Raw genomic sequence first — 17437 nt, 5'->3', positions numbered from 1 at the left:
TATGACTGAACAAACAGTTCGTACAGTACAAGGTCGTGTGGTTAGCAACAAAATGGAGAAATCTATTACTGTTGCAGTAGAACGTAAAGTGAAACACCCTATTTATGGTAAGTTCATTAAGCGCACTACTAAGCTACATGCACATGACGAAACTAACCAGTGTAACGAAGGCGACGTAGTAACAATACGTGAATGTCGTCCTTTGTCTAAGTCAAAAAACTGGACTTTAGTAGACGTTATTACTAAAGCTTAATTGCTGAAGTAAAAGTAATATAAAAGGCGCTTATCGTAAGGTAAGCGCCTTTTTTGTTTGTATTAGCTTGCGAAATAGCATTTATCAATCTGACACGGTAGAATTAGGCAAATAATAAGAACATAAAATTTAAGTGTATTGTTTTTTACACTTTTAGTGATTTTCAGGAATACCTAACGTAAATGGAATCGACTTTTTACCACATCCATTCTGCAGAAATACATTTTGTCGGTGAGCAACATACATCCCAGAAATGGGCTGCTATGGTCGCTAATTATATGCAATTATTTACTCACCATACTGGCAAAAGCTGGTTGTTATATGAGCCAGATAGTTATGTTTTCTCAGCGTTATTTTACGCACTGCTTGCCTCTGGTAAATCAATTGTTCTGCCGCAAAATGCGCAACCAGAACATATAAAACAGGTCAAAACATCGGTCGATGCAAGTGTCGGAGACAGCAGTATCGAACCTACTATTGAATCTAGTCTTGATTGTCAGTTTCATTCACATATTAGTTTATCTATTCCACAAAATGCCGACATTTTCTTTTACACATCAGGTTCAACTGGTGTACCTAAAATAGTGAAAAAGCAATATAAGTTGTTACAACTAGAAGTCGATGTTTTAGAGAAAGAATTTGCAGCTAGAGTCACTGGTAGTACTTTTTTATCTACCGTACCTCATCAACATATTTATGGTTTATTGTTCAAGATGTTATGGCCTATCACTAAAGGCCATGCTCTTGTGTGTCAAGCCTTTGAATACCCAGAGCAACTTGCGAATAAAGTATTAGCTGAAGATATATCCCAGGTGACTATTGTTTCTAGCCCTGCTCAGTTACATAGGATGGCTTTAGATAACCCATTGCTACCCATAAGCGATAAAGTGAAAAGCATATTCTCTTCAGGCGGGCCTTTGGATGCCAATAAAAACTTAATTCTACAACAAACTTTAACCTGCGATATCGTAGAGGTATTTGGCAGCACCGAAACCGGTGGTATTGGTTGGCGTAAAAAAAATACACTGCATGACAATGATTGGCTGGCATTTAACAACATTAAGCTAGCCTATCAACCGAATAGTGACTTGTTGGCTATTTCTTCGCCCTATATTCAGCAAGATGAGTATTATGCTGATGATAGAGTTGAGATCCTTCAGGCTGGCCGCTTCCGTGTTTTAGGACGTGCCGACAGCGTGGTTAAAATTGAAGAAAAAAGAGTATCACTTGATGAAGTGCAAGAAAGACTGAAACAGCATGAATATATTGATGATGTATTTGTGGTGGTAATAGGTTCACCCCGCCGAAAGTTGGCTGCATTAATTGTACTCAATAGTGTAGGTTTAAAAGCCACTGAAAAATTGAAGAAAATCGAGCTAAATCGGCTATTCAAAGACTATTTATCTAATTGGTACGAAGCCATTTTGCTACCAAAAAAATATAGATATCCAACTGAATTACCCTATAATGCCAGAGGAAAATTGAGTAGGCTGGAAGCGGAGTCGTATTTTGACTAAAGATGTTTATCATGGGAATGTTTTAGCAACGAATGTTGCAGAGAATAGTGTGACTATTCAGCTCGAAATTCCTGAAAATCTCTATTATTTTGCTGGGCATTTTCCTGCAGCCCCTGTGTTACCCGGAGTGGTAATGACTCATTGGGTAATGGAATATTTAACCGAATATTATGCTGTCGACGCATCTAACTTTATTGGTTTAAGTGCCCTTAAATTCCAGATTATTATCCGCCCTAAATATCAATTAACTCTAGTGTTAAAAAAACTCAATGATAAAAAATACTCGTTTAGTTATAGCTCGGACCACGGGCAGCATGCATCGGGTAAGGTTTTGTTTGAGTGACTTCGCAGTATTGTTTCGTTATACCTAATTATAACCATGCCGATGTGATTGAAAGTACTATAACTAGCCTTCAATCCTTTCAAATGCAGATTATCCTGGTGGATGATGGTAGTAATTTAGCCACTCAAACTGTTTTGTCTGCAATTGATCGTGAGTTCGATAATGTGGTGTTAATACGCAGAGAACAAAATGGTGGCAAAGGTGCTGCAGTCGACACCGGCTTAAAAAAAGCCCATGAGTTAGGTATGACTCATGCTTTGCAAGTTGATGCTGATGGTCAACATGATTTATCTGATGTTGAAACCTTATTGGCTGAATCTCGTGCTTTTCCTAATTGTTTGATCAGCGGTAGACCCATTTATGATGACAGTATTTCAAAAGGGCGATATTACGGTCGTTTTATCACACATTTTTGGGTGTGGGTTGAAACATTATCATTGCAGATTAAAGATTCAATGTGTGGATTTAGGGTGTATCCCTTAGATGCCTATGCTCAATTGGCTGATAAGGTTAGTTTGGGCAAACGAATGGATTACGACATAGAAGTCATGGTCAGATTATATTGGCAAGGTCTAAATGTCAGGTTTATTGCTACTAAGGTGCATTATCCTGAAGGTGGAATTTCACACTTCAATGCTTGGAATGACAATTGGTTAATTTCCAAAATGCATAGCAAGCTATTTTTTGGCATGTTACTACGCAGTCCAAGCTTATTATTACGACATTTTAATAGGTAATCATGCAACAAAATCAACATTGGTCCAGTCTTAAAGAGCGTGGCAATATATTCGGTATTCAATGCCTAGTTTTTGTCTATAAAGTATTTGGAAAATGGCTTTTTCAAATATGCCTGTTTCCTGTGATGCTGTATTTTTATCTCACAGGACGGATTGCTCGACATGCGGCAAAGGATTATTGGTGTCAAATAGAAAAAACTCAAAATATTGAGTGCTCAAAAGGCATAAGATTGCACCGCCATGCATTTAAAATATTTATTACTTTTGGCTTAGCCATAGTCGATAAATTTGATGCTTGGTTAGGTAAAATACATATTGATGACATTGAAATTATGAACCCAGATGTCTACAGCAAGTTAACTTCCGGTCAAGGGGCTGTGATATTAAGCGCTCATCTTGGCAACATGGAAATATGCCGAGCTATTTTTAGTTCAGGTGAAAATAAGAAAAAGTTAAACGTCATTACTTATAATGAACATGCTCCTTCTTTTAATAACTTTCTTAAACGTATCAATCCAGACGCAGCGATTAATTTTATTCATGTAAATAACTTTGGGCCAGACGACACTATCATGCTTAAACAAAAAATTGATGATGGTGAAGCAGTGGTGATATTTGCCGATCGAACTTCGGTGAATAATCCTGAGAGTGTTAACTTTGTGCCATTTTTATCTAAGCCCGCGCCGATTGCGATCGGCCCTTTTGCCTTAGCCACAATTATGGAGTGCCCAGTGTATTTTATGACTTGTTTAAAAAACTCTGAAAGTGGACGGTATCAAACTTATATTGAAGATTTTGCCCAACCCACCAAAGTAAAACGTAAAGAACGAAAGCAGTATTTTCAAAGTTTAATGGAAAAATATACCCAGAGATTAGGTCATTATTGTTTAAAAGAACCTTATCAATGGAATAATTTTTTCGACTTTTGGCGGGCAAATGAAACAAATAATTCAAATCAATCAGAGAAAAATAAAGATAAAGCGGGAGTTAGCTAAATGGAGTCAGGCTTGAATAAGTTATGTTTCGGTGCAAAAAAACTCTCTATACAAGATGTGGTGAGAGTTGCTAAAACGGGTCAACAAGTTGAGTTGTCTACAGACAAAAGTTTTACCGATAAAATAGATCAAGGTGTGCGTTTTCTTGATCAATTATTGGAAGAAGATGGGCATATTTATGGCGTGACTACGGGTTACGGTGACTCTTGTACCGTAGAAGTGCCTCTATCTTTAGTGGATGAGCTACCTATTCATTTAACTCGCTTTCATGGCTGTGGTTTAGGTGACTTTTTCAGTATAGAAGAAGGTCGTGCGATTCTTGCGACACGTTTAGCTTCATTATCTCAAGGTTACTCGGGAGTTAGCTGGGACTTATTGAATTTATTAGTGGCTATGCTCAATCAGAACATTATTCCTGTTATTCCCCAGGAAGGATCAGTTGGTGCAAGTGGCGATTTAACACCATTATCTTATATTGCAGGTGCTTTGATTGGCGAAAGAGATGTGTATTTCCAAGATACCATCATGCAAAGTTCTGAAGCATTCAAATTGGCCGGTCTTAAACCCATTAAGCTAAGACCAAAAGAAGGCTTGGCAATAATGAATGGTACGGCTGTGATGACAGCTTTGGCTTGCTTAGCTTTTGAACGAGCTACCTATTTAGCTAAACTAATGGCCAGAATTACCGCGCTTTCTAGTTTGGCATTAAAAGGTAACAGTAACCACTTTGATGATATTTTATTTAGTGTGAAGCCTCATCCTGGTCAAAACCAAATTGCCTCTTGGATCCAGAACGATCTTAATCATCACACTCATCCACGTAATTCCCAACGACTACAAGATCGTTATTCTATTCGATGTGCGCCACACATAATTGGGGTGTTGCAAGATAGTTTACCTTGGTTTGAAAGCATGATTACCAATGAGCTAAACAGTGCTAACGATAACCCAATCATAGATGGTATTGGTCAGCATGTTTTACATGGTGGGCATTTTTATGGTGGTCATATCGCTATGGCGATGGATTCATTAAAAAACTGTGTAGCCAATTTGGCTGACTTAGCTGACAGACAAATTGCCACTATGGTAGATGTCAAAATGAATCATGGTTTGCCTTCTAATTTGTCTGGCGCTAAAGGCGACAGGCGTTTTATCAACCATGGTTTTAAAGCGATTCAAATTGGTTGCTCTGCATGGACCGCAGAAGCGCTGAAACTAACTATGCCAGCCAGTGTGTTTTCTCGCTCTACTGAATGTCACAATCAAGATAAAGTGAGTATGGGGACTATTGCTGCTAGAGATTGTTTACGAGTCTTACAGTTAACTGAACAGGTGGTTGCGGCTACTTTGTTGGCATCAGTGCAAGGGGTATGGTTACGTATCCAGAGTAATGAATTAGATAAACAATCTTTGACAACTGAAATGGCCACTATGTTAGATGATATTGGGGAGTTCTTTCAGTTGATAGAGGAAGATAGACCTACAGATAAGTTATTGCGCCAAACCGTAAATTATGTGCAGCAACAAAAATGGTCTTTATATGAAAGCTAAATCCATAGTCAGTCATTCGACTGAAATGGAAGTGCAATTTTTTGATGTAGATTCTATGCGTGTGGTATGGCATGGCAACTATGTTAAATATTTAGAAGTTGCCCGTTGTGAATTACTTAAATTGTTCGATTATAACTATCTAGCTATGGAAGCTTCTGGTTATGTGTGGCCGATTGTTGATATGCGTCTGAAATATGTCGCTTCGGCTAAATTGAGTGATTGTATAGTGGTTGAAGCTAGTTTGGTTGAATATCAAACCAGAATGAAAATTGAATATATTATTAAAGATAAAGCCACGGGTAAGGTCTTAAATAAGGCCTATACCATACAAGTGGCTGTAGATATGGCGGATGGTGAAATGCTGTTTGAAACACCACAATGTCTAATCGATAAATTAACACCCTATATTGGTAAACATTAAATTCATTCCAGAATTAACAACTGATGTCTTGGATGTATTTTTACCCTTTAGTTAACATGCGTTTGTATTTATGGAGCAAATAAAAATGAGTAACACAGAAGTTTGTGATGTAGTGATTATAGGAGCGGGGCCTTCTGGAGCGATTGCCGCTGCTATGCTAGCTAAAAAAGGCTGGAATATCATGGTTATCGAACGAGAAGTGTTTCCTCGTTTTTCTATCGGTGAGAGTTTATTGCCCCACTGTATGGAATTTGTTGAACAAGCGGGCATGTTAGACGCTCTGCATGAGCATGCAGAGGAACTTGGATTTCAATATAAAAATGGCGCCGCTTTTTATCGTAATGGCGAACGTTCAGACTTTGATTTTGAACAAAAATTTTCGCAGGGCCCAGGTACTACATACCAAGTGAAGCGTGCAGTCTTTGATAAATTATTGGCAGATGAAGCCGAAAAAGCTGGAGCCAATTTTAGGTATCAACAAACTGTATTATCTGTTGAAACTGACGAGCAAGGCGCATGCCTTGAAATTGGTAGTGAGCAAGGTAATTATCAATTAACGGCTAAGTTTGTGTTAGATGCTAGTGGATTTGGTCGAGTGCTGCCTCGTTTACTGGATTTAGAAACGCCCAGTAATTTAACTAACCGCAAAGCAGTGTTTACGCATTTCAAAGATAATATGCCTGCTAATGCTAATTTCGATCGTCAAAAAATATTGATTACTGTGCATCCAACTATTGCTGATGTATGGTATTGGTTGATCCCTTTTTCTGATGGTACATCCAGTATTGGTGTGGTCACTCGACCAGAGTTTTTAGATGACTCGCAAACACCTGAAGAGCAACTTCTAAAGTTCATACACGAGGATGATAATTTATCAGTTTTATTGGCTGATGCAGAAATGTTACAACCTGCTCGTGTGATTGGTGGTTATTCTGCCAGTGTCAAATCGTTACATGGACCGAGTTATGCGTTATTGGGTAATGCAGGTGAGTTCCTTGATCCTGTGTTTTCTTCTGGGGTGACCATTGCTATGCGCTCAGCCGCTTCTGCTGCAACTTTACTTGATCGCCAGTTGTCAGGGGAAACCATAGATTGGCAAGTTGACTATGATGAACCTCTACGTAAGGGGATAGAGGTATTTAAGACCTTTGTTATGTCTTGGTATGATACCGGTTTTCAAAATGTAATTTTCTTCCAAAGCGAAGAATCTGAAGTTAAGCCTATGATTACTTCTATACTTGCTGGATATGCATGGGATGAAACCAATCCATTTGTAAAAAGTTCGACTCGGGGTTTAAGAATGTTAACTAAGTTATGTGAGGCTGATTAGTTTGTTTCACCTTAAACCTATTTATATTAATGGTTTGGGTTTGTGTAACCCACTAGGAACCAGTGCTGAAGAAGTGGCCAAAAACTTGTTTGCTGGTTCGCAAGCGGGCATGGTTGAGCGCACAGATTTACTCAACCATGGCAATATCTATGTTGGTCAAGTATCCGCTACATTGCCTGACTTAAGTCATTTTCCTAAACATTTTCAAAGCCGTAATAATCAATTGGCTCTAATGGCTTATCAACAAATCGAAAGTATAGTAGATGATCTTAAAGCAGAATATTCTGCGCACAGAATCGGGGTGATTTTAGGTAGTAGCACCTCAGGTATTGCTCAAGGCGAAGAGGCTATGTTGTACCGAGTTGAGCAAGGAAACTTTCCCGATAGTTATGATTATCAAGTGCAAGAATTGTCTAATCCAGCGGAGTTCATTAGTGAATACGCAGGAATCCAAGGTTATGTTTCAGTCATTTCTACTGCATGTTCATCTAGTGCTAAAACCTTTATTACCGCCGCAGAAATGATTCACGCTGGGTTATTGGACGCTGTAATTGTGGGAGGTGTTGACTCATTATGTGGCATGACTGTAAATGGTTTTAGTGCTTTAGAATCTACTTCATCTGCAATTTGTAACCCTTCAAGTGTTAATCGTGATGGCATTAACATCGGTGAAGCTGCGGCTTTAGCTGTGGTTAGCGGTAAAAAGTCCGCTATTAAATTATGTGGTGGAGGAGAGTCGAGTGACGCTCACCATATGTCGGCGCCTCATCCTGAAGGCCAAGGCGCAATGGTGGCCATGCAGCAAGCTATTAATAACGCAGGGCTAAGCGCAGACAATATCGATTACATAAATTTACATGGTACAGCCACGCCTAAGAATGATGAAATGGAAGCGATTGCAGTATCCAGCATTTTTACCGATAAGCCTTATGTTAGTTCAACTAAGGGTTATACGGGCCATACATTGGGCGCTGCTGGCGCAACAGAAATCGCATTTTGTTATCTCGCTTTGCAACAGCAAAAAATGCCGGAACATTTATGGGATGGAGCAGAAGATCCCGCTATGCCTACTTTAAATTGGGTTTCAAAAAGATCTAATTTAACTAAGCGTTTACGCTACTGTTTAAGTAATTCTTTCGCCTTTGGTGGAAATAATGTCAGTTTAGTTATAGGCCTAAGCGATGAATAAATATGCGATAGAACAAATTGTACCCCATGACCATCCTATGATTTTAGTGGATGAATTAGTTAGTTATTCTGCTTCTTCTGCTTGTTGTTCGGTTAAAATTCACCCTGAAAGCAATTTTTATAATAGTGAAAAAAAATCAGTACCTGCGTATGTGGGATTAGAGTACTTAGCGCAAACTATTGCCGCTTATGCCAATGCACTTAATATCGATGATGGGGGAGAAGTGGCCCTAGGATTTTTAGTCAGTGCGCGAAATTACGTAGCTAACGTTAGTGAGTTTAAATTGGGTACGACTTTGACCACTTCTGTGACTAAGCTGTTTAAAGAAGACAATGGCTTAAGTGTATTTGATTGTACAATCTTGCATAACGATGAGGTAATTGTTGAAGCGAAGATTAATGTTTATGAACCAGAAGATCCCAGTCTATATTTGACGGAGCAAGCAGAAAAATGACAAAAAGAGTATTAGTAACCGGCTCCAGTAAAGGTATTGGTAAAGCTGTAGCATTGCGATTAGCTAAAGATGGTTTTGATGTAACCGTGCATTGTCGAGGTGATCTTGCCAGTGCAAATGAAGTGGTTGAACAAATTAAAGCCCTTGGCAGAGAAAGTTATTGTTTGCAGTTTGATGTAGCCAATCGTAGTCAAACTAAAGGTATCTTAGAGCAAGATCTTACTGATAAGGGCGCTTATTATGGAGTTGTCTGTAACGCTGGCATTACTCGAGATACGGCGTTTCCTGCAATGACTGAAAACGAATGGGATGATGTGGTACATACTAACCTAGATGCCATATATAACGTACTACATCCATTAGTTATGCCTATGGTCAGGTCGAGAAAAGGTGGACGTATAGTTACAATGGCGTCTGTGTCAGGTTTGATAGGTAATCGTGGGCAAGTCAATTACAGCGCTTCAAAAGCTGGCGTGATTGGTGCCACTAAAGCTTTAGCTTTAGAACTGGCTAAACGTAAAATTACCGTCAACTGTGTTGCCCCTGGATTAATTGATACAGGTATGACAGATGAATTACCTATGGATGAAATCATGAAAATGATCCCACTAAGAAGAGCAGGGCAGGCCCAAGAAGTTGCAGGCTCTGTGGCATTTTTAATGTCTGACGATGCAGCATATATCACTCGTCAGGTACTTTCGGTTAATGGCGGTATGGCGTAATGAAACGTGTTGTAGTAACAGGAATGGCTTCAATTACCGCCTTGGGTGATAACTGGCAGACTTTCGAAGCTGGCTTAAGAAAGAAAAAAAACGCAGTCATTCGGATGGCTGAATGGCAGGACGTTAAAGGATTAAACACTGATTTAGCCGCGCCTATTTTAGATTTTAAAAAACCAGAACATTACACCCGCAAACAAACACGCTCCATGGGACGTTTGTCGGTTATGGCGACCCGCAGTGCCGAGCTCGCTCTTGAACAAAGTCAATTATTGAATAGCGAAGTATTAACTAATGGTGATACAGGTGTGGCATATGGATCTTCCATAGGCTCAACCCCTCCTTTAATTGGTTTTGGTGACTTACTTAAACACCATGATATGTCAGGTATGACTGCTACTAGTTATATTAAAATGATGAACCATACCTCAGCTGTGAATATTGGCGTATTTTTTGGCATTAAAGGGCGTATTCATACTACTAGTTCTGCCTGTACCTCTGGTTCTCAAGGTATTGGTTATGCTTATGAAGCAATAAAATATGGTAAACAAAAGGTAATGGTTGCGGGAGGCGGTGAAGAGCTCTGCCTTTCAGAAGTCGCTGTGTTTGATACTTTGTTTGCCACTAGTACTAAAATGGAACACCCCGAATTAACTCCTCGACCATTTGATGTAGAAAGAGATGGCTTAGTCATAGGTGAAGGAGCCAGTACCCTTATTCTTGAAGAAAGAGAGCATGCTATTGCGCGTGGTGTGCCTATTTTGGCTGAGATAGTCGGTTTTGGTACCAACTCTGATGGACTACATGTTACTCAGCCCAATAAAGATACTATGGCCATTTCAATGGAACTAGCTCTGCAAGACGCGGGACTGTCAGCGGCTGAAATTGGTTATGTATGTGCCCACGGCACTGCTACTGTTAAAGGTGATATTGCCGAAACTCAAGCTACCGAACAAGTTTTAGGTAAGAATAAACCGGTTAGCTCGTTAAAAAGTTACTTGGGTCATACTCTGGGAGCTTGCGGTGCAATCGAAGCTTGGGCTTGTATCGAGATGATGAACCGAAATTGGTTTGCGCCAACAATTCAGTTGGATAATATCGACCCTTTGTGTGGTGAGTTAGAATATATTGTAGGTGATGGTGCAACCATTGATACCAACTATGTGATGACTAATAACTTTGCGTTTGGTGGTATTAATACATCGTTAATTTTTAAACGAATGATATAAAATTATAACTCACCGAATATAAAAACGGCCTCATTTGAGGCCGTTTTTTTGATACTGAGTAACGATTATAAACGTACTTCTTTTACTTTGCCGTTGTTATCAAAATCAATCGCTTGTTTTTTAAATTTATTAAGCCAGTACATCCAGGTTGAACCATCTAAGGATGGGTTAGCATGAATTGGTGGGCGCCCCATGGCAAATAAAATCCCTTCTTTAGTCATACCAACACTAGGTTTGCCAGATTGAATTCCAGCCTGATCTTTTGCACTTAAGGAAGATACTTTATTTTTGTCACACTTAGGGCCAATAAAGTTGGAGATATTCTGCATCAAAGACTCTCCAGCATTTCTAGTATGTTTATCCCAAAGGTATGTATAAGTCATGCCGTTATAATTAAACTCTATTTCTTTGCTGCCTATATCTTCAATTTTCACCTCAGCACACATAGGGATCATCCCACCGGCTAGTTGATAATTTACCGCATAAAGTATTTTTCGTTTAGGGTCTGGGTGCATATTAACAAGTGTCACCATAGTGGCGCCTTCTTGGAATCCAGGGATACTTACTGCTGCACTTGAGCTGTCACTTGTTGAAGAGCAGCCCATAGTGACTGTGCTAATAACTGCTACTAGCGTTAATAGTGATTTAGCTTTGGTTGATAACATCTTTTTAATCCTTTTAAAGTTAAGTTAGCGTATCTCTAATATTTCAATATGAAAAATAACGGCTAGAGTGACATTATTTAAATACAGATAGAGATAATAATCTAGTCTGTAATTGTTTTTCCATTTGACCACATTCACGTAAAGTGTCTGCAATATCGCCTAATGAGATTTGTTTTCTATTCTTACAAAATAATACAGCTTGCATCGCAAATGCTCGCCATTTATCACCTATTTCTGTGGTTAGCTTTGATAGTTCATACAACTCTGTATCGCCTGTTAAGGTAGCTGCCTCATCTAAAAAACTAGCATACATAAATCTAAATCCAGCACCACCTGTGCCAATTTCTTCTTGCATTCTAACAATATTACCTAGGTACAAACGTTTATATTTCATTGGTTTGTTTTCTAAGCTTTCGATTTGTTTGGCAAGGTAAATTATGCCCTTTATGCCAAAAAATGGAATACCTGGGATAGGTAAACCATTCATCATCTTAGCGGTTTTTTTGATACTTTTATAAATCAAACTATTCATATCAAAATCTAAATTTTTATCGTGTAACACATACATTAGCCCTTTTGGAGCCAGTGCACCTTTGGCAAACCTTGCACGTTTAAGGCTATCGGCATTACATGTCACTACATCTTCAAATACAGGGTCGCTAATTAGGTAATCGCCCTCAGCGTTTTTTCCGTAAACAATCAGATTATGGGCATTGAAATGAAAGCGCATATCCTCAGGAAAGTAAGGCAACCAATAAACTGAGGTTTGTAAACCTACACAGTGTCCCTTTGCCAACTCATCATCTAAAGCTTGCATGCCTTTATCTGGGTCAGAAAATTTTTGACTATCCACTGTCATATTTAGTTTTTTCGCCACGCCTTTAATAATACTTTTAGGAGGCATGCGATAAGCAATTAGGGGTAAACCATTAATTTTTACAAAAGGTAGATAGGCAAACGTCAGTGCCGAAGCTAGGCCAAATGCCATGGGTTCACTCATACTAATACGCCCTTGATTGGTGAGCATATTGGCCACCACTCCCGTTTCACAATGAGAGGATTGACGGTGAGTAAAGGCATTTTCTATTTGATTCATTATTTGTCTGTTATCTTGGTGAGCTGTGCTGGTGAGAGGGCAAATACGTTGCAATAAATGTCAATTTTACGCTGACTTAGTTTGTTGAATATCTCCGGTCTTAGATGGCGTTTAATCTGCCACTGAAAAAAACCACTGACCTGCGCTAAATTAGGGATATCGAAACGGTTTTTATACATATGGTAGGCTAAAGGGGATAATGTACCGGCTTTTACTGCCGCTTTCGCTTCGTTGGCTAGTTGATGTAAATCTTCAACGGCCATAGAAGTGGCAAAACTCTCAACTTCCCAGCCACTTGATTGCACACCTGTATAATGTCCTTCTTTATCTGTGGCATACACCAGTTTTTTATGACCATCATAACTAGGGCTATTATCTTGCGGTACATTATCTTCGCGCATCTTATACGACCGTTAGCTGAATAAAAGCACTAGAAAAACGGCCACTTTCAGGTATGTAACATAAAAGTTTTTGACCCGCTTGTAGTTGCTGTGAATTAAACAGCTCTTCAAGCATAATAAATATTGAGGCTGAACCAGTATTCCCTTTGTTAGGCAAGTTGGTAAACCATTTTTCATAGGGTAATTCAAAGTCTATGTTGACTAAACTTTGGTAAACTTTTTCGCGAAAATAATTGGAAGAGTAATGCGGCACAAAATAGTCATAGTCAGCTGTATTAAGTTTACGTTTAGCGATAATTCGTTTTAACGTTTCTTCTACTGTGATCCTAACGATGTTGTCATTTAATAAACGTACATCTTGTTTCACAGACATAATGGATTGCTGTTCTCTTTGCTCACCACTGTAAGTTGTCCAGCCTTTAAGTTTGCCATCAATTTTTTCAGCGCCGGCATACATGCAGGCTTCAAGTTCATTGGCAAAAGAAAAACTGTCAATCCAGTCTATGCGTAAAGATCGTCCAGCTGTATTAGCTTGGTCACTTAATAATGCTGCCCCGGCGCCGTCAGATAACATCCAACGTAAGAAGTCTTTTTCAAAGGCCATTTCTGGATGTTCATCTAAGGTTTCAACTTTATGCTGGTGTTCCGAGTCAAAATTACGAGCATGCATGATTGATGAAGCGACTTCGCTTGCCACCACTACACTTTGCTTACTTTCATCAGCTTTGATATTTAAATAAGCATACTTAAGAGCTGTAACACCACATAAACACACACCAGATGTAGAAACTATTTCACAAGGTGGGCTTTTTAACTCTCCGTGTACCATAGCTGCGTGATTTGGCATCACTTGATCAGGCATAGATGAAGAGGCCACTAATGTATCAAATTCTGATAAATCTGAGTCGTTAGCAAACAAACCACGCACCGCTTCAGCTGCTAAAGCTGCGTTGGTGTAATTTTGTTCTCCAGTCTCGGGGTCAATGGCGTAATAACGCTGTTTGATACCGTTACTTCTTAAAATAACCCCACGTGCTCGGGATTTTTTATCGCCTACTAAACCAAGGCGTGTTTCCATTTCATTATTGTTAACAGCTGTATTAGGTAAAGCGGCTGATAACTTATTGATAAATACATGTTTTCCCATGTTGTACTACTCTCCTGATGGCTCCGCATAGTATTTTTTCTGTGCAATTATTTTGTTTCTAGTTAGCGGCGAAATAAGCTTTTTAAGCAATGCGCTGATGGGGACCACTGTCAGGATCAACAATATCAAAAAGGTCACATAAACCAATAGCCCTAGGGCTCTACGTTTACTTTGTTGAGGACCTAATTTGCGTAATATCTTCGACCAGATACCAAAGCTGTGGTTAGCCATTTTTTCACTAGCGATTAATTTTTCATTAATTTTGACGGCTGACAAATTACTCAGCATGCTTTGTTGTATTGGTTCTGGGTTTGTTTCAAGTCTATGGCATATAGCTTCGCCAAAACGTTTTGCATCAATTATGTCTTGCTCACCTACTCCTGCAGCGGGTACCCAAGATAAAGGTTTTTTATTGCCTGATAACATCCACAATGGAGTGGCTAAAAAACTGAAGAAAGCACCACAATCGTCACTTAACACTACATTGTCGACTAATTTAGCGTTTAAATTTTTTTAATAAGGTTTTGACTTTTTCTTGAGCCATTAACCACATCCCCCGACAACCTATGATGGTGACAACAGGCGTGTCTTTAAATAACTTTTTAGCTGGCTCAGATTGTAAAAATGAAGCGATAGGAATTGATGGTGATAAAAACCACACTTGATAAGTTAATATAATCAAATCATTGTTCATATTCAGTAGTGATGGGTTTTAAGTCAACGGGCTGCATAGCCACTGTTTCTGGAAATATACGAAAAAATTGCAGAAAAGGCCAAGGAAAAGGAAAATGTTTTTCGGGCTCAATAACAAGGGTTTCTACTGATATTCGATCTGATTCTTCTAAAGCTCCGCAAACAGATTTTTTTATCGCCGCCAATTGGCCTGTCTGGGTGTAACAAATAGTGAGTACTTTACGCATGAGTAACCTGATTGTCCCTTTCTCAGTAAAGGCTTATTATACTTAACATTAGTTTAAAGTGAACCAATACTTATGATACCTAAGTCCTATATTTACTGTCGATTTGTGGCTGTTTTATGCACATTTTTTTTAATTAGCCGGTACAGTTTTGCGGCTAATTTACAATTGGAATTTACTAGCCAGTATCCTAGAGAAGGACAGCTTTATATTGAGCTATATAAGCTTGAAGAGCCGGTAGACGGGGAGTATCTGTGGGAAAATATCAAGTCATTATCGAGTCATACTTTTCAATTTGAAATATCAGATAAGATTAATTCTTACACTTTGAATGACCTGCAAGCCGGACCTCTATGTGTGCGAGCATTTTTAGATATGAATAATAATGAAAAATTAGATCGCAGCACCATGGGACTACCCAAAGAGCCAGTAGGATTTGCTAATAATCCGGCGCTCATGTTTGGTGAACCTGAACCAGATGCTGGATGTTTTGTCTTAGCTGAAACAAATAACTTACAGCAGATTAAATTACGAGAGAAAAAGCCTAAAAAGCAGTGAAACAGTGCGAAAGCAGTAGATAGGAGCTAGGGAATAGTTAAAAAGCAAAAGCAAAAGCAAAAGCAAAAAAATTCACCACAGAGGTCACAGAGTACACAGAGGAAAAGCAGTCGATAAAAGGTAGTGAAAGTAAAACTCCGATTCAAGCCCTGTCATTCCTGCATGTTGTTAGCAGGAATCCATTCTTGAAAGCAGTAGGCCGTATATAGTGGCTGGTGGATAGAAAAGGCAAAAGATCAAAGCAATTCACCACAGAGGGCACAGAGTACACAGAGAAAAAGATTAAAAAGTTTGGTTCAACCTAACCCAATCTGCCATACAGCTTTGTGCCAATTTCGATCATCCGACGCTTTTGGATAGACACTTCGGCTTAACGCCCATAGCGGACCAAACAACTTATTAGGTCGAACGGCAATATAACAAGAATTTAATCATCATTTCCAAATGATAGTTTTTGCAATTAGCGTTATCTTTTTTAAAATTTCACTGCTATGTGAATATCCTTTAAAAACTACCATAGGATCGAGTTGCACAAAATTTGGAGCGTCTTTCATGTCTGTTAAGTGTAAATATATTGTCGACAAAGCGCATTTAAAGCGTGTTAAAGAGTGCTCAGATGCCCTGAGTTTGATAGCATTTTTCTCAACTAGTGATTGTAGTTCGACATGCAATATCGCAGCAATTTTTACTAGTCGTGCTCTCTCTTTGTTTAAATGCGGTAGATTGAAATTTTGGCTATTCTTTTTAGAAATGACGTTTAAGTATTCGTTACCATATGTAATGTAACTATCAACTGTCAGTTCTTTATAGTCAGGGAAAGGCGGTATCTTTGCTTCATCGTCTAAGTCCACTGGCTTGATATTTTTATAGTCATCACTTTCGGGATAAATAAAGTTTCTAGTTATGCCAATATGAGGGCATTCAAAATACAAGTTTTCTTTTTGGTAAAAACGAAAGTTTTGATTAACCATCAAACTGTTTAGACTTGGCGATGGCATTTCAACAAAGAATCCTTTTTGATTGTTAATTCGTGGGACATTGAGTGAGTCGACTATTATTAAAGAACCGGTGCAAACCTTAAATAAGGTTTCAAGCTCACCTAAAACAGACAATAAGATAGCATCAACGACACCCACGTGACCAGCTTCTGATCTATCTGTGGCAAAGAATAGTGCCACCCATATGGAACGAGTTAGATCAATTAATGGGGAAGGAGTGCCGTAATGCTGGGCAATAGCCATACAGATTTGAGGTGTGGATTTTAATCCATGACTAATTAAGTGATCTTCAACCCCTTTCATCATCGCAGCTAGTTGCTTAGCTCTTTTTTGTTTTAACCCTGTAGGAACCTCATCGACTCCTTGCGGTAGCCTTTGAATTGACGGTCTTAATGTATACTCACTATTTCGCGTTCCTCTGAAAGCATACCCCTTTACTGATTCACCTGGTTTTAAAGCTGGTTGATCTGTCATTAAAGGGAAAAATGCGAGGTATATTGCTAACGCATAGACATCGTCATGAACACCACTGCCCGTGTTATTAAAAGCATTTTCATATGCAATTATATCGTTAGAAAATTTTTTGAGGAATTGTAATTCCTTTTCTGACGGCTGCTTAAATTGCTTATTTAAGCGATGGAGCTCTAATTTTTTTTCTTTGTAAACAGCATCTCTTGAAGGGTCAGCTAAATTTTCAATAATAGATGACCAACTATTATCATTATGTTGATTGCGAAGACATTGGTATTGCTCCCAATGTTTTTTCCATTTCGACATGACTTTCTCCCTAACTTATATATCTGATCTTCCCCCAATTTCGTAGAAACTCAACTTGCCATTGAATACAATTTTTTATACTCGCTAATTTTCGTTCGATTGGGTAACGTGTTTCGTCCGCTTTGGGTCGAAAACCGACC

General features: G+C 38.8%; 21 protein-coding genes. 13 read left to right on the top strand and 8 right to left on the bottom strand.

Going from position 1 to position 17437, the window contains the following annotated elements; all coding sequences use genetic code 11:
- Window position 1 precedes the first annotated feature (1 nt).
- From rpsQ to GQR87_RS19635, 12 genes are all read left to right on the top strand, one after another.
- Window positions 2-253 carry a 30S ribosomal protein S17 gene (gene rpsQ, locus GQR87_RS19690; RefSeq protein WP_158972368.1) on the top strand — a complete coding sequence of 84 codons (252 nt, stop codon included), beginning with the start codon at window positions 2-4 and terminating at the stop codon, window positions 251-253.
- 182 nt (window positions 254-435) lie between these two features.
- Entirely contained in the window at window positions 436-1770 is a 1335-nt protein-coding gene (locus tag GQR87_RS19685) for an AMP-binding protein (protein WP_158972366.1), read from the top strand.
- Complete coding sequence (locus tag GQR87_RS19680; protein ID WP_158972364.1) at window positions 1763-2113, top strand: acyl-CoA synthetase; 351 nt, start codon at window positions 1763-1765, stop codon at window positions 2111-2113. The genes GQR87_RS19685 and GQR87_RS19680 overlap by 8 nt, the downstream gene beginning before the upstream one ends.
- The gene (locus GQR87_RS19675; protein WP_158972362.1) at window positions 2110-2850 is read left to right on the top strand and encodes a glycosyltransferase family 2 protein; all 741 of its coding nucleotides are present in this window, start codon (window positions 2110-2112) and stop codon (window positions 2848-2850) included. Before GQR87_RS19680 ends, GQR87_RS19675 begins: the two co-directional genes overlap by 4 nt.
- Window positions 2851-2852: 2 nt before the next feature.
- Entirely contained in the window at window positions 2853-3845 is a 993-nt protein-coding gene (locus GQR87_RS19670; RefSeq protein WP_158972360.1) for a family 2 glycosyl transferase, read from the top strand.
- Window positions 3846-5396 (top strand): histidine ammonia-lyase, encoded by a 1551-nt coding sequence (hutH, locus tag GQR87_RS19665; protein ID WP_158972358.1) that lies wholly within the window; start codon window positions 3846-3848, stop codon window positions 5394-5396. It begins immediately after the preceding gene.
- Complete coding sequence (locus GQR87_RS19660; RefSeq protein WP_158972356.1) at window positions 5386-5817, top strand: thioesterase family protein; 432 nt, start codon at window positions 5386-5388, stop codon at window positions 5815-5817. The genes hutH and GQR87_RS19660 overlap by 11 nt, the downstream gene beginning before the upstream one ends.
- 85 nt (window positions 5818-5902) lie before the next feature.
- On the top strand, window positions 5903-7147 hold the full coding sequence (locus GQR87_RS19655) for an NAD(P)/FAD-dependent oxidoreductase (RefSeq protein ID WP_158972354.1): 1245 nt from the start codon (window positions 5903-5905) through the stop codon (window positions 7145-7147).
- A gap of 1 nt (window position 7148) precedes the next feature.
- Complete coding sequence (locus GQR87_RS19650; protein WP_233267329.1) at window positions 7149-8336, top strand: beta-ketoacyl-[acyl-carrier-protein] synthase family protein; 1188 nt, start codon at window positions 7149-7151, stop codon at window positions 8334-8336.
- The gene (locus tag GQR87_RS19645) at window positions 8329-8790 is read left to right on the top strand and encodes a 3-hydroxylacyl-ACP dehydratase (RefSeq protein ID WP_158972350.1); all 462 of its coding nucleotides are present in this window, start codon (window positions 8329-8331) and stop codon (window positions 8788-8790) included. Before GQR87_RS19650 ends, GQR87_RS19645 begins: the two co-directional genes overlap by 8 nt.
- Complete coding sequence (gene fabG / locus GQR87_RS19640) at window positions 8787-9512, top strand: 3-oxoacyl-ACP reductase FabG (protein WP_158972348.1); 726 nt, start codon at window positions 8787-8789, stop codon at window positions 9510-9512. Before GQR87_RS19645 ends, fabG begins: the two co-directional genes overlap by 4 nt.
- Window positions 9512-10738, top strand: coding sequence for a beta-ketoacyl-ACP synthase (locus GQR87_RS19635; protein WP_158972346.1), 1227 nt, complete (start codon window positions 9512-9514; stop codon window positions 10736-10738). The genes fabG and GQR87_RS19635 overlap by 1 nt, the downstream gene beginning before the upstream one ends.
- Before the next feature lie 65 nt (window positions 10739-10803).
- Here GQR87_RS19635 and bamE read toward each other — a convergent pair whose 3' ends face one another.
- From bamE to GQR87_RS22470, 7 genes are all read right to left on the bottom strand, one after another.
- On the bottom strand, window positions 10804-11403 hold the full coding sequence (bamE, locus tag GQR87_RS19630) for an outer membrane protein assembly factor BamE (RefSeq protein WP_158972344.1): 600 nt from the start codon (window positions 11401-11403) through the stop codon (window positions 10804-10806).
- 73 nt (window positions 11404-11476) lie between these two features.
- On the bottom strand, window positions 11477-12499 hold the full coding sequence (locus GQR87_RS19625) for a BtrH N-terminal domain-containing protein (protein ID WP_158972342.1): 1023 nt from the start codon (window positions 12497-12499) through the stop codon (window positions 11477-11479).
- Window positions 12499-12900, bottom strand: coding sequence for a hypothetical protein (locus GQR87_RS19620; RefSeq protein WP_158972340.1), 402 nt, complete (start codon window positions 12898-12900; stop codon window positions 12499-12501). Before GQR87_RS19620 ends, GQR87_RS19625 begins: the two co-directional genes overlap by 1 nt.
- Before the next feature lies 1 nt (window position 12901).
- Window positions 12902-14047 (bottom strand): beta-ketoacyl-ACP synthase III, encoded by a 1146-nt coding sequence (locus tag GQR87_RS19615; protein WP_158972338.1) that lies wholly within the window; start codon window positions 14045-14047, stop codon window positions 12902-12904.
- A 6-nt stretch (window positions 14048-14053) separates the two neighbouring features.
- Complete coding sequence (locus tag GQR87_RS22480; protein ID WP_233267328.1) at window positions 14054-14527, bottom strand: hypothetical protein; 474 nt, start codon at window positions 14525-14527, stop codon at window positions 14054-14056.
- A gap of 16 nt (window positions 14528-14543) precedes the next feature.
- Window positions 14544-14729, bottom strand: a complete 186-nt coding sequence (locus GQR87_RS22475) for a hypothetical protein (protein ID WP_233267327.1) — start codon at window positions 14727-14729, stop codon at window positions 14544-14546.
- Between the two features lies 1 nt (window position 14730).
- Window positions 14731-14967: a hypothetical protein gene (locus GQR87_RS22470; protein WP_233267326.1), complete on the bottom strand. Its 237-nt coding sequence runs from the start codon at window positions 14965-14967 to the stop codon at window positions 14731-14733.
- Between the two features lie 165 nt (window positions 14968-15132).
- Here GQR87_RS22470 and GQR87_RS19605 point away from each other — a divergent pair, with 165 nt between their 5' ends.
- On the top strand, window positions 15133-15522 hold the full coding sequence (locus tag GQR87_RS19605; RefSeq protein ID WP_158972336.1) for a DUF2141 domain-containing protein: 390 nt from the start codon (window positions 15133-15135) through the stop codon (window positions 15520-15522).
- A gap of 434 nt (window positions 15523-15956) precedes the next feature.
- Here the strand turns inward: GQR87_RS19605 and GQR87_RS19600 are convergent, their stop codons facing one another.
- Complete coding sequence (locus GQR87_RS19600) at window positions 15957-17297, bottom strand: FRG domain-containing protein (protein WP_158972334.1); 1341 nt, start codon at window positions 17295-17297, stop codon at window positions 15957-15959.
- Window positions 17298-17437 lie beyond the last annotated feature (140 nt).

The organism is Paraglaciecola sp. L3A3, assembly GCF_009796765.1.
Classification (GTDB): Bacteria; Pseudomonadota; Gammaproteobacteria; order Enterobacterales; family Alteromonadaceae; genus Paraglaciecola.
The sequence above is the reverse complement of the archived record's forward strand: the minus strand, read 5'-3'. Positions and strand labels throughout refer to the sequence as shown.

Excerpts from the sequence above, each read along its gene's own strand:
- rpsQ (WP_158972368.1), top strand. The coding sequence starts at position 2 with ATGACTGAACAAACAGTTCGTACAGTACAAGGTCGTGTGGTTAGCAAC.
- GQR87_RS19685 (WP_158972366.1), top strand. The coding sequence starts at position 436 with ATGGAATCGACTTTTTACCACATCCATTCTGCAGAAATACATTTTGTC.
- GQR87_RS19670 (WP_158972360.1), top strand. The coding sequence starts at position 2,853 with ATGCAACAAAATCAACATTGGTCCAGTCTTAAAGAGCGTGGCAATATA.
- hutH (WP_158972358.1), top strand. The coding sequence starts at position 3,846 with ATGGAGTCAGGCTTGAATAAGTTATGTTTCGGTGCAAAAAAACTCTCT.
- GQR87_RS19660 (WP_158972356.1), top strand. The coding sequence starts at position 5,386 with ATGAAAGCTAAATCCATAGTCAGTCATTCGACTGAAATGGAAGTGCAA.
- GQR87_RS19655 (WP_158972354.1), top strand. The coding sequence starts at position 5,903 with ATGAGTAACACAGAAGTTTGTGATGTAGTGATTATAGGAGCGGGGCCT.
- GQR87_RS19645 (WP_158972350.1), top strand. The coding sequence starts at position 8,329 with ATGAATAAATATGCGATAGAACAAATTGTACCCCATGACCATCCTATG.
- fabG (WP_158972348.1), top strand. The coding sequence starts at position 8,787 with ATGACAAAAAGAGTATTAGTAACCGGCTCCAGTAAAGGTATTGGTAAA.
- GQR87_RS19635 (WP_158972346.1), top strand. The coding sequence starts at position 9,512 with ATGAAACGTGTTGTAGTAACAGGAATGGCTTCAATTACCGCCTTGGGT.
- bamE (WP_158972344.1), bottom strand. The coding sequence starts at position 11,403 with ATGTTATCAACCAAAGCTAAATCACTATTAACGCTAGTAGCAGTTATT.
- GQR87_RS19625 (WP_158972342.1), bottom strand. The coding sequence starts at position 12,499 with ATGAATCAAATAGAAAATGCCTTTACTCACCGTCAATCCTCTCATTGT.
- GQR87_RS19620 (WP_158972340.1), bottom strand. The coding sequence starts at position 12,900 with ATGCGCGAAGATAATGTACCGCAAGATAATAGCCCTAGTTATGATGGT.
- GQR87_RS19615 (WP_158972338.1), bottom strand. The coding sequence starts at position 14,047 with ATGGGAAAACATGTATTTATCAATAAGTTATCAGCCGCTTTACCTAAT.
- GQR87_RS22470 (WP_233267326.1), bottom strand. The coding sequence starts at position 14,967 with ATGCGTAAAGTACTCACTATTTGTTACACCCAGACAGGCCAATTGGCG.
- GQR87_RS19600 (WP_158972334.1), bottom strand. The coding sequence starts at position 17,297 with ATGTCGAAATGGAAAAAACATTGGGAGCAATACCAATGTCTTCGCAAT.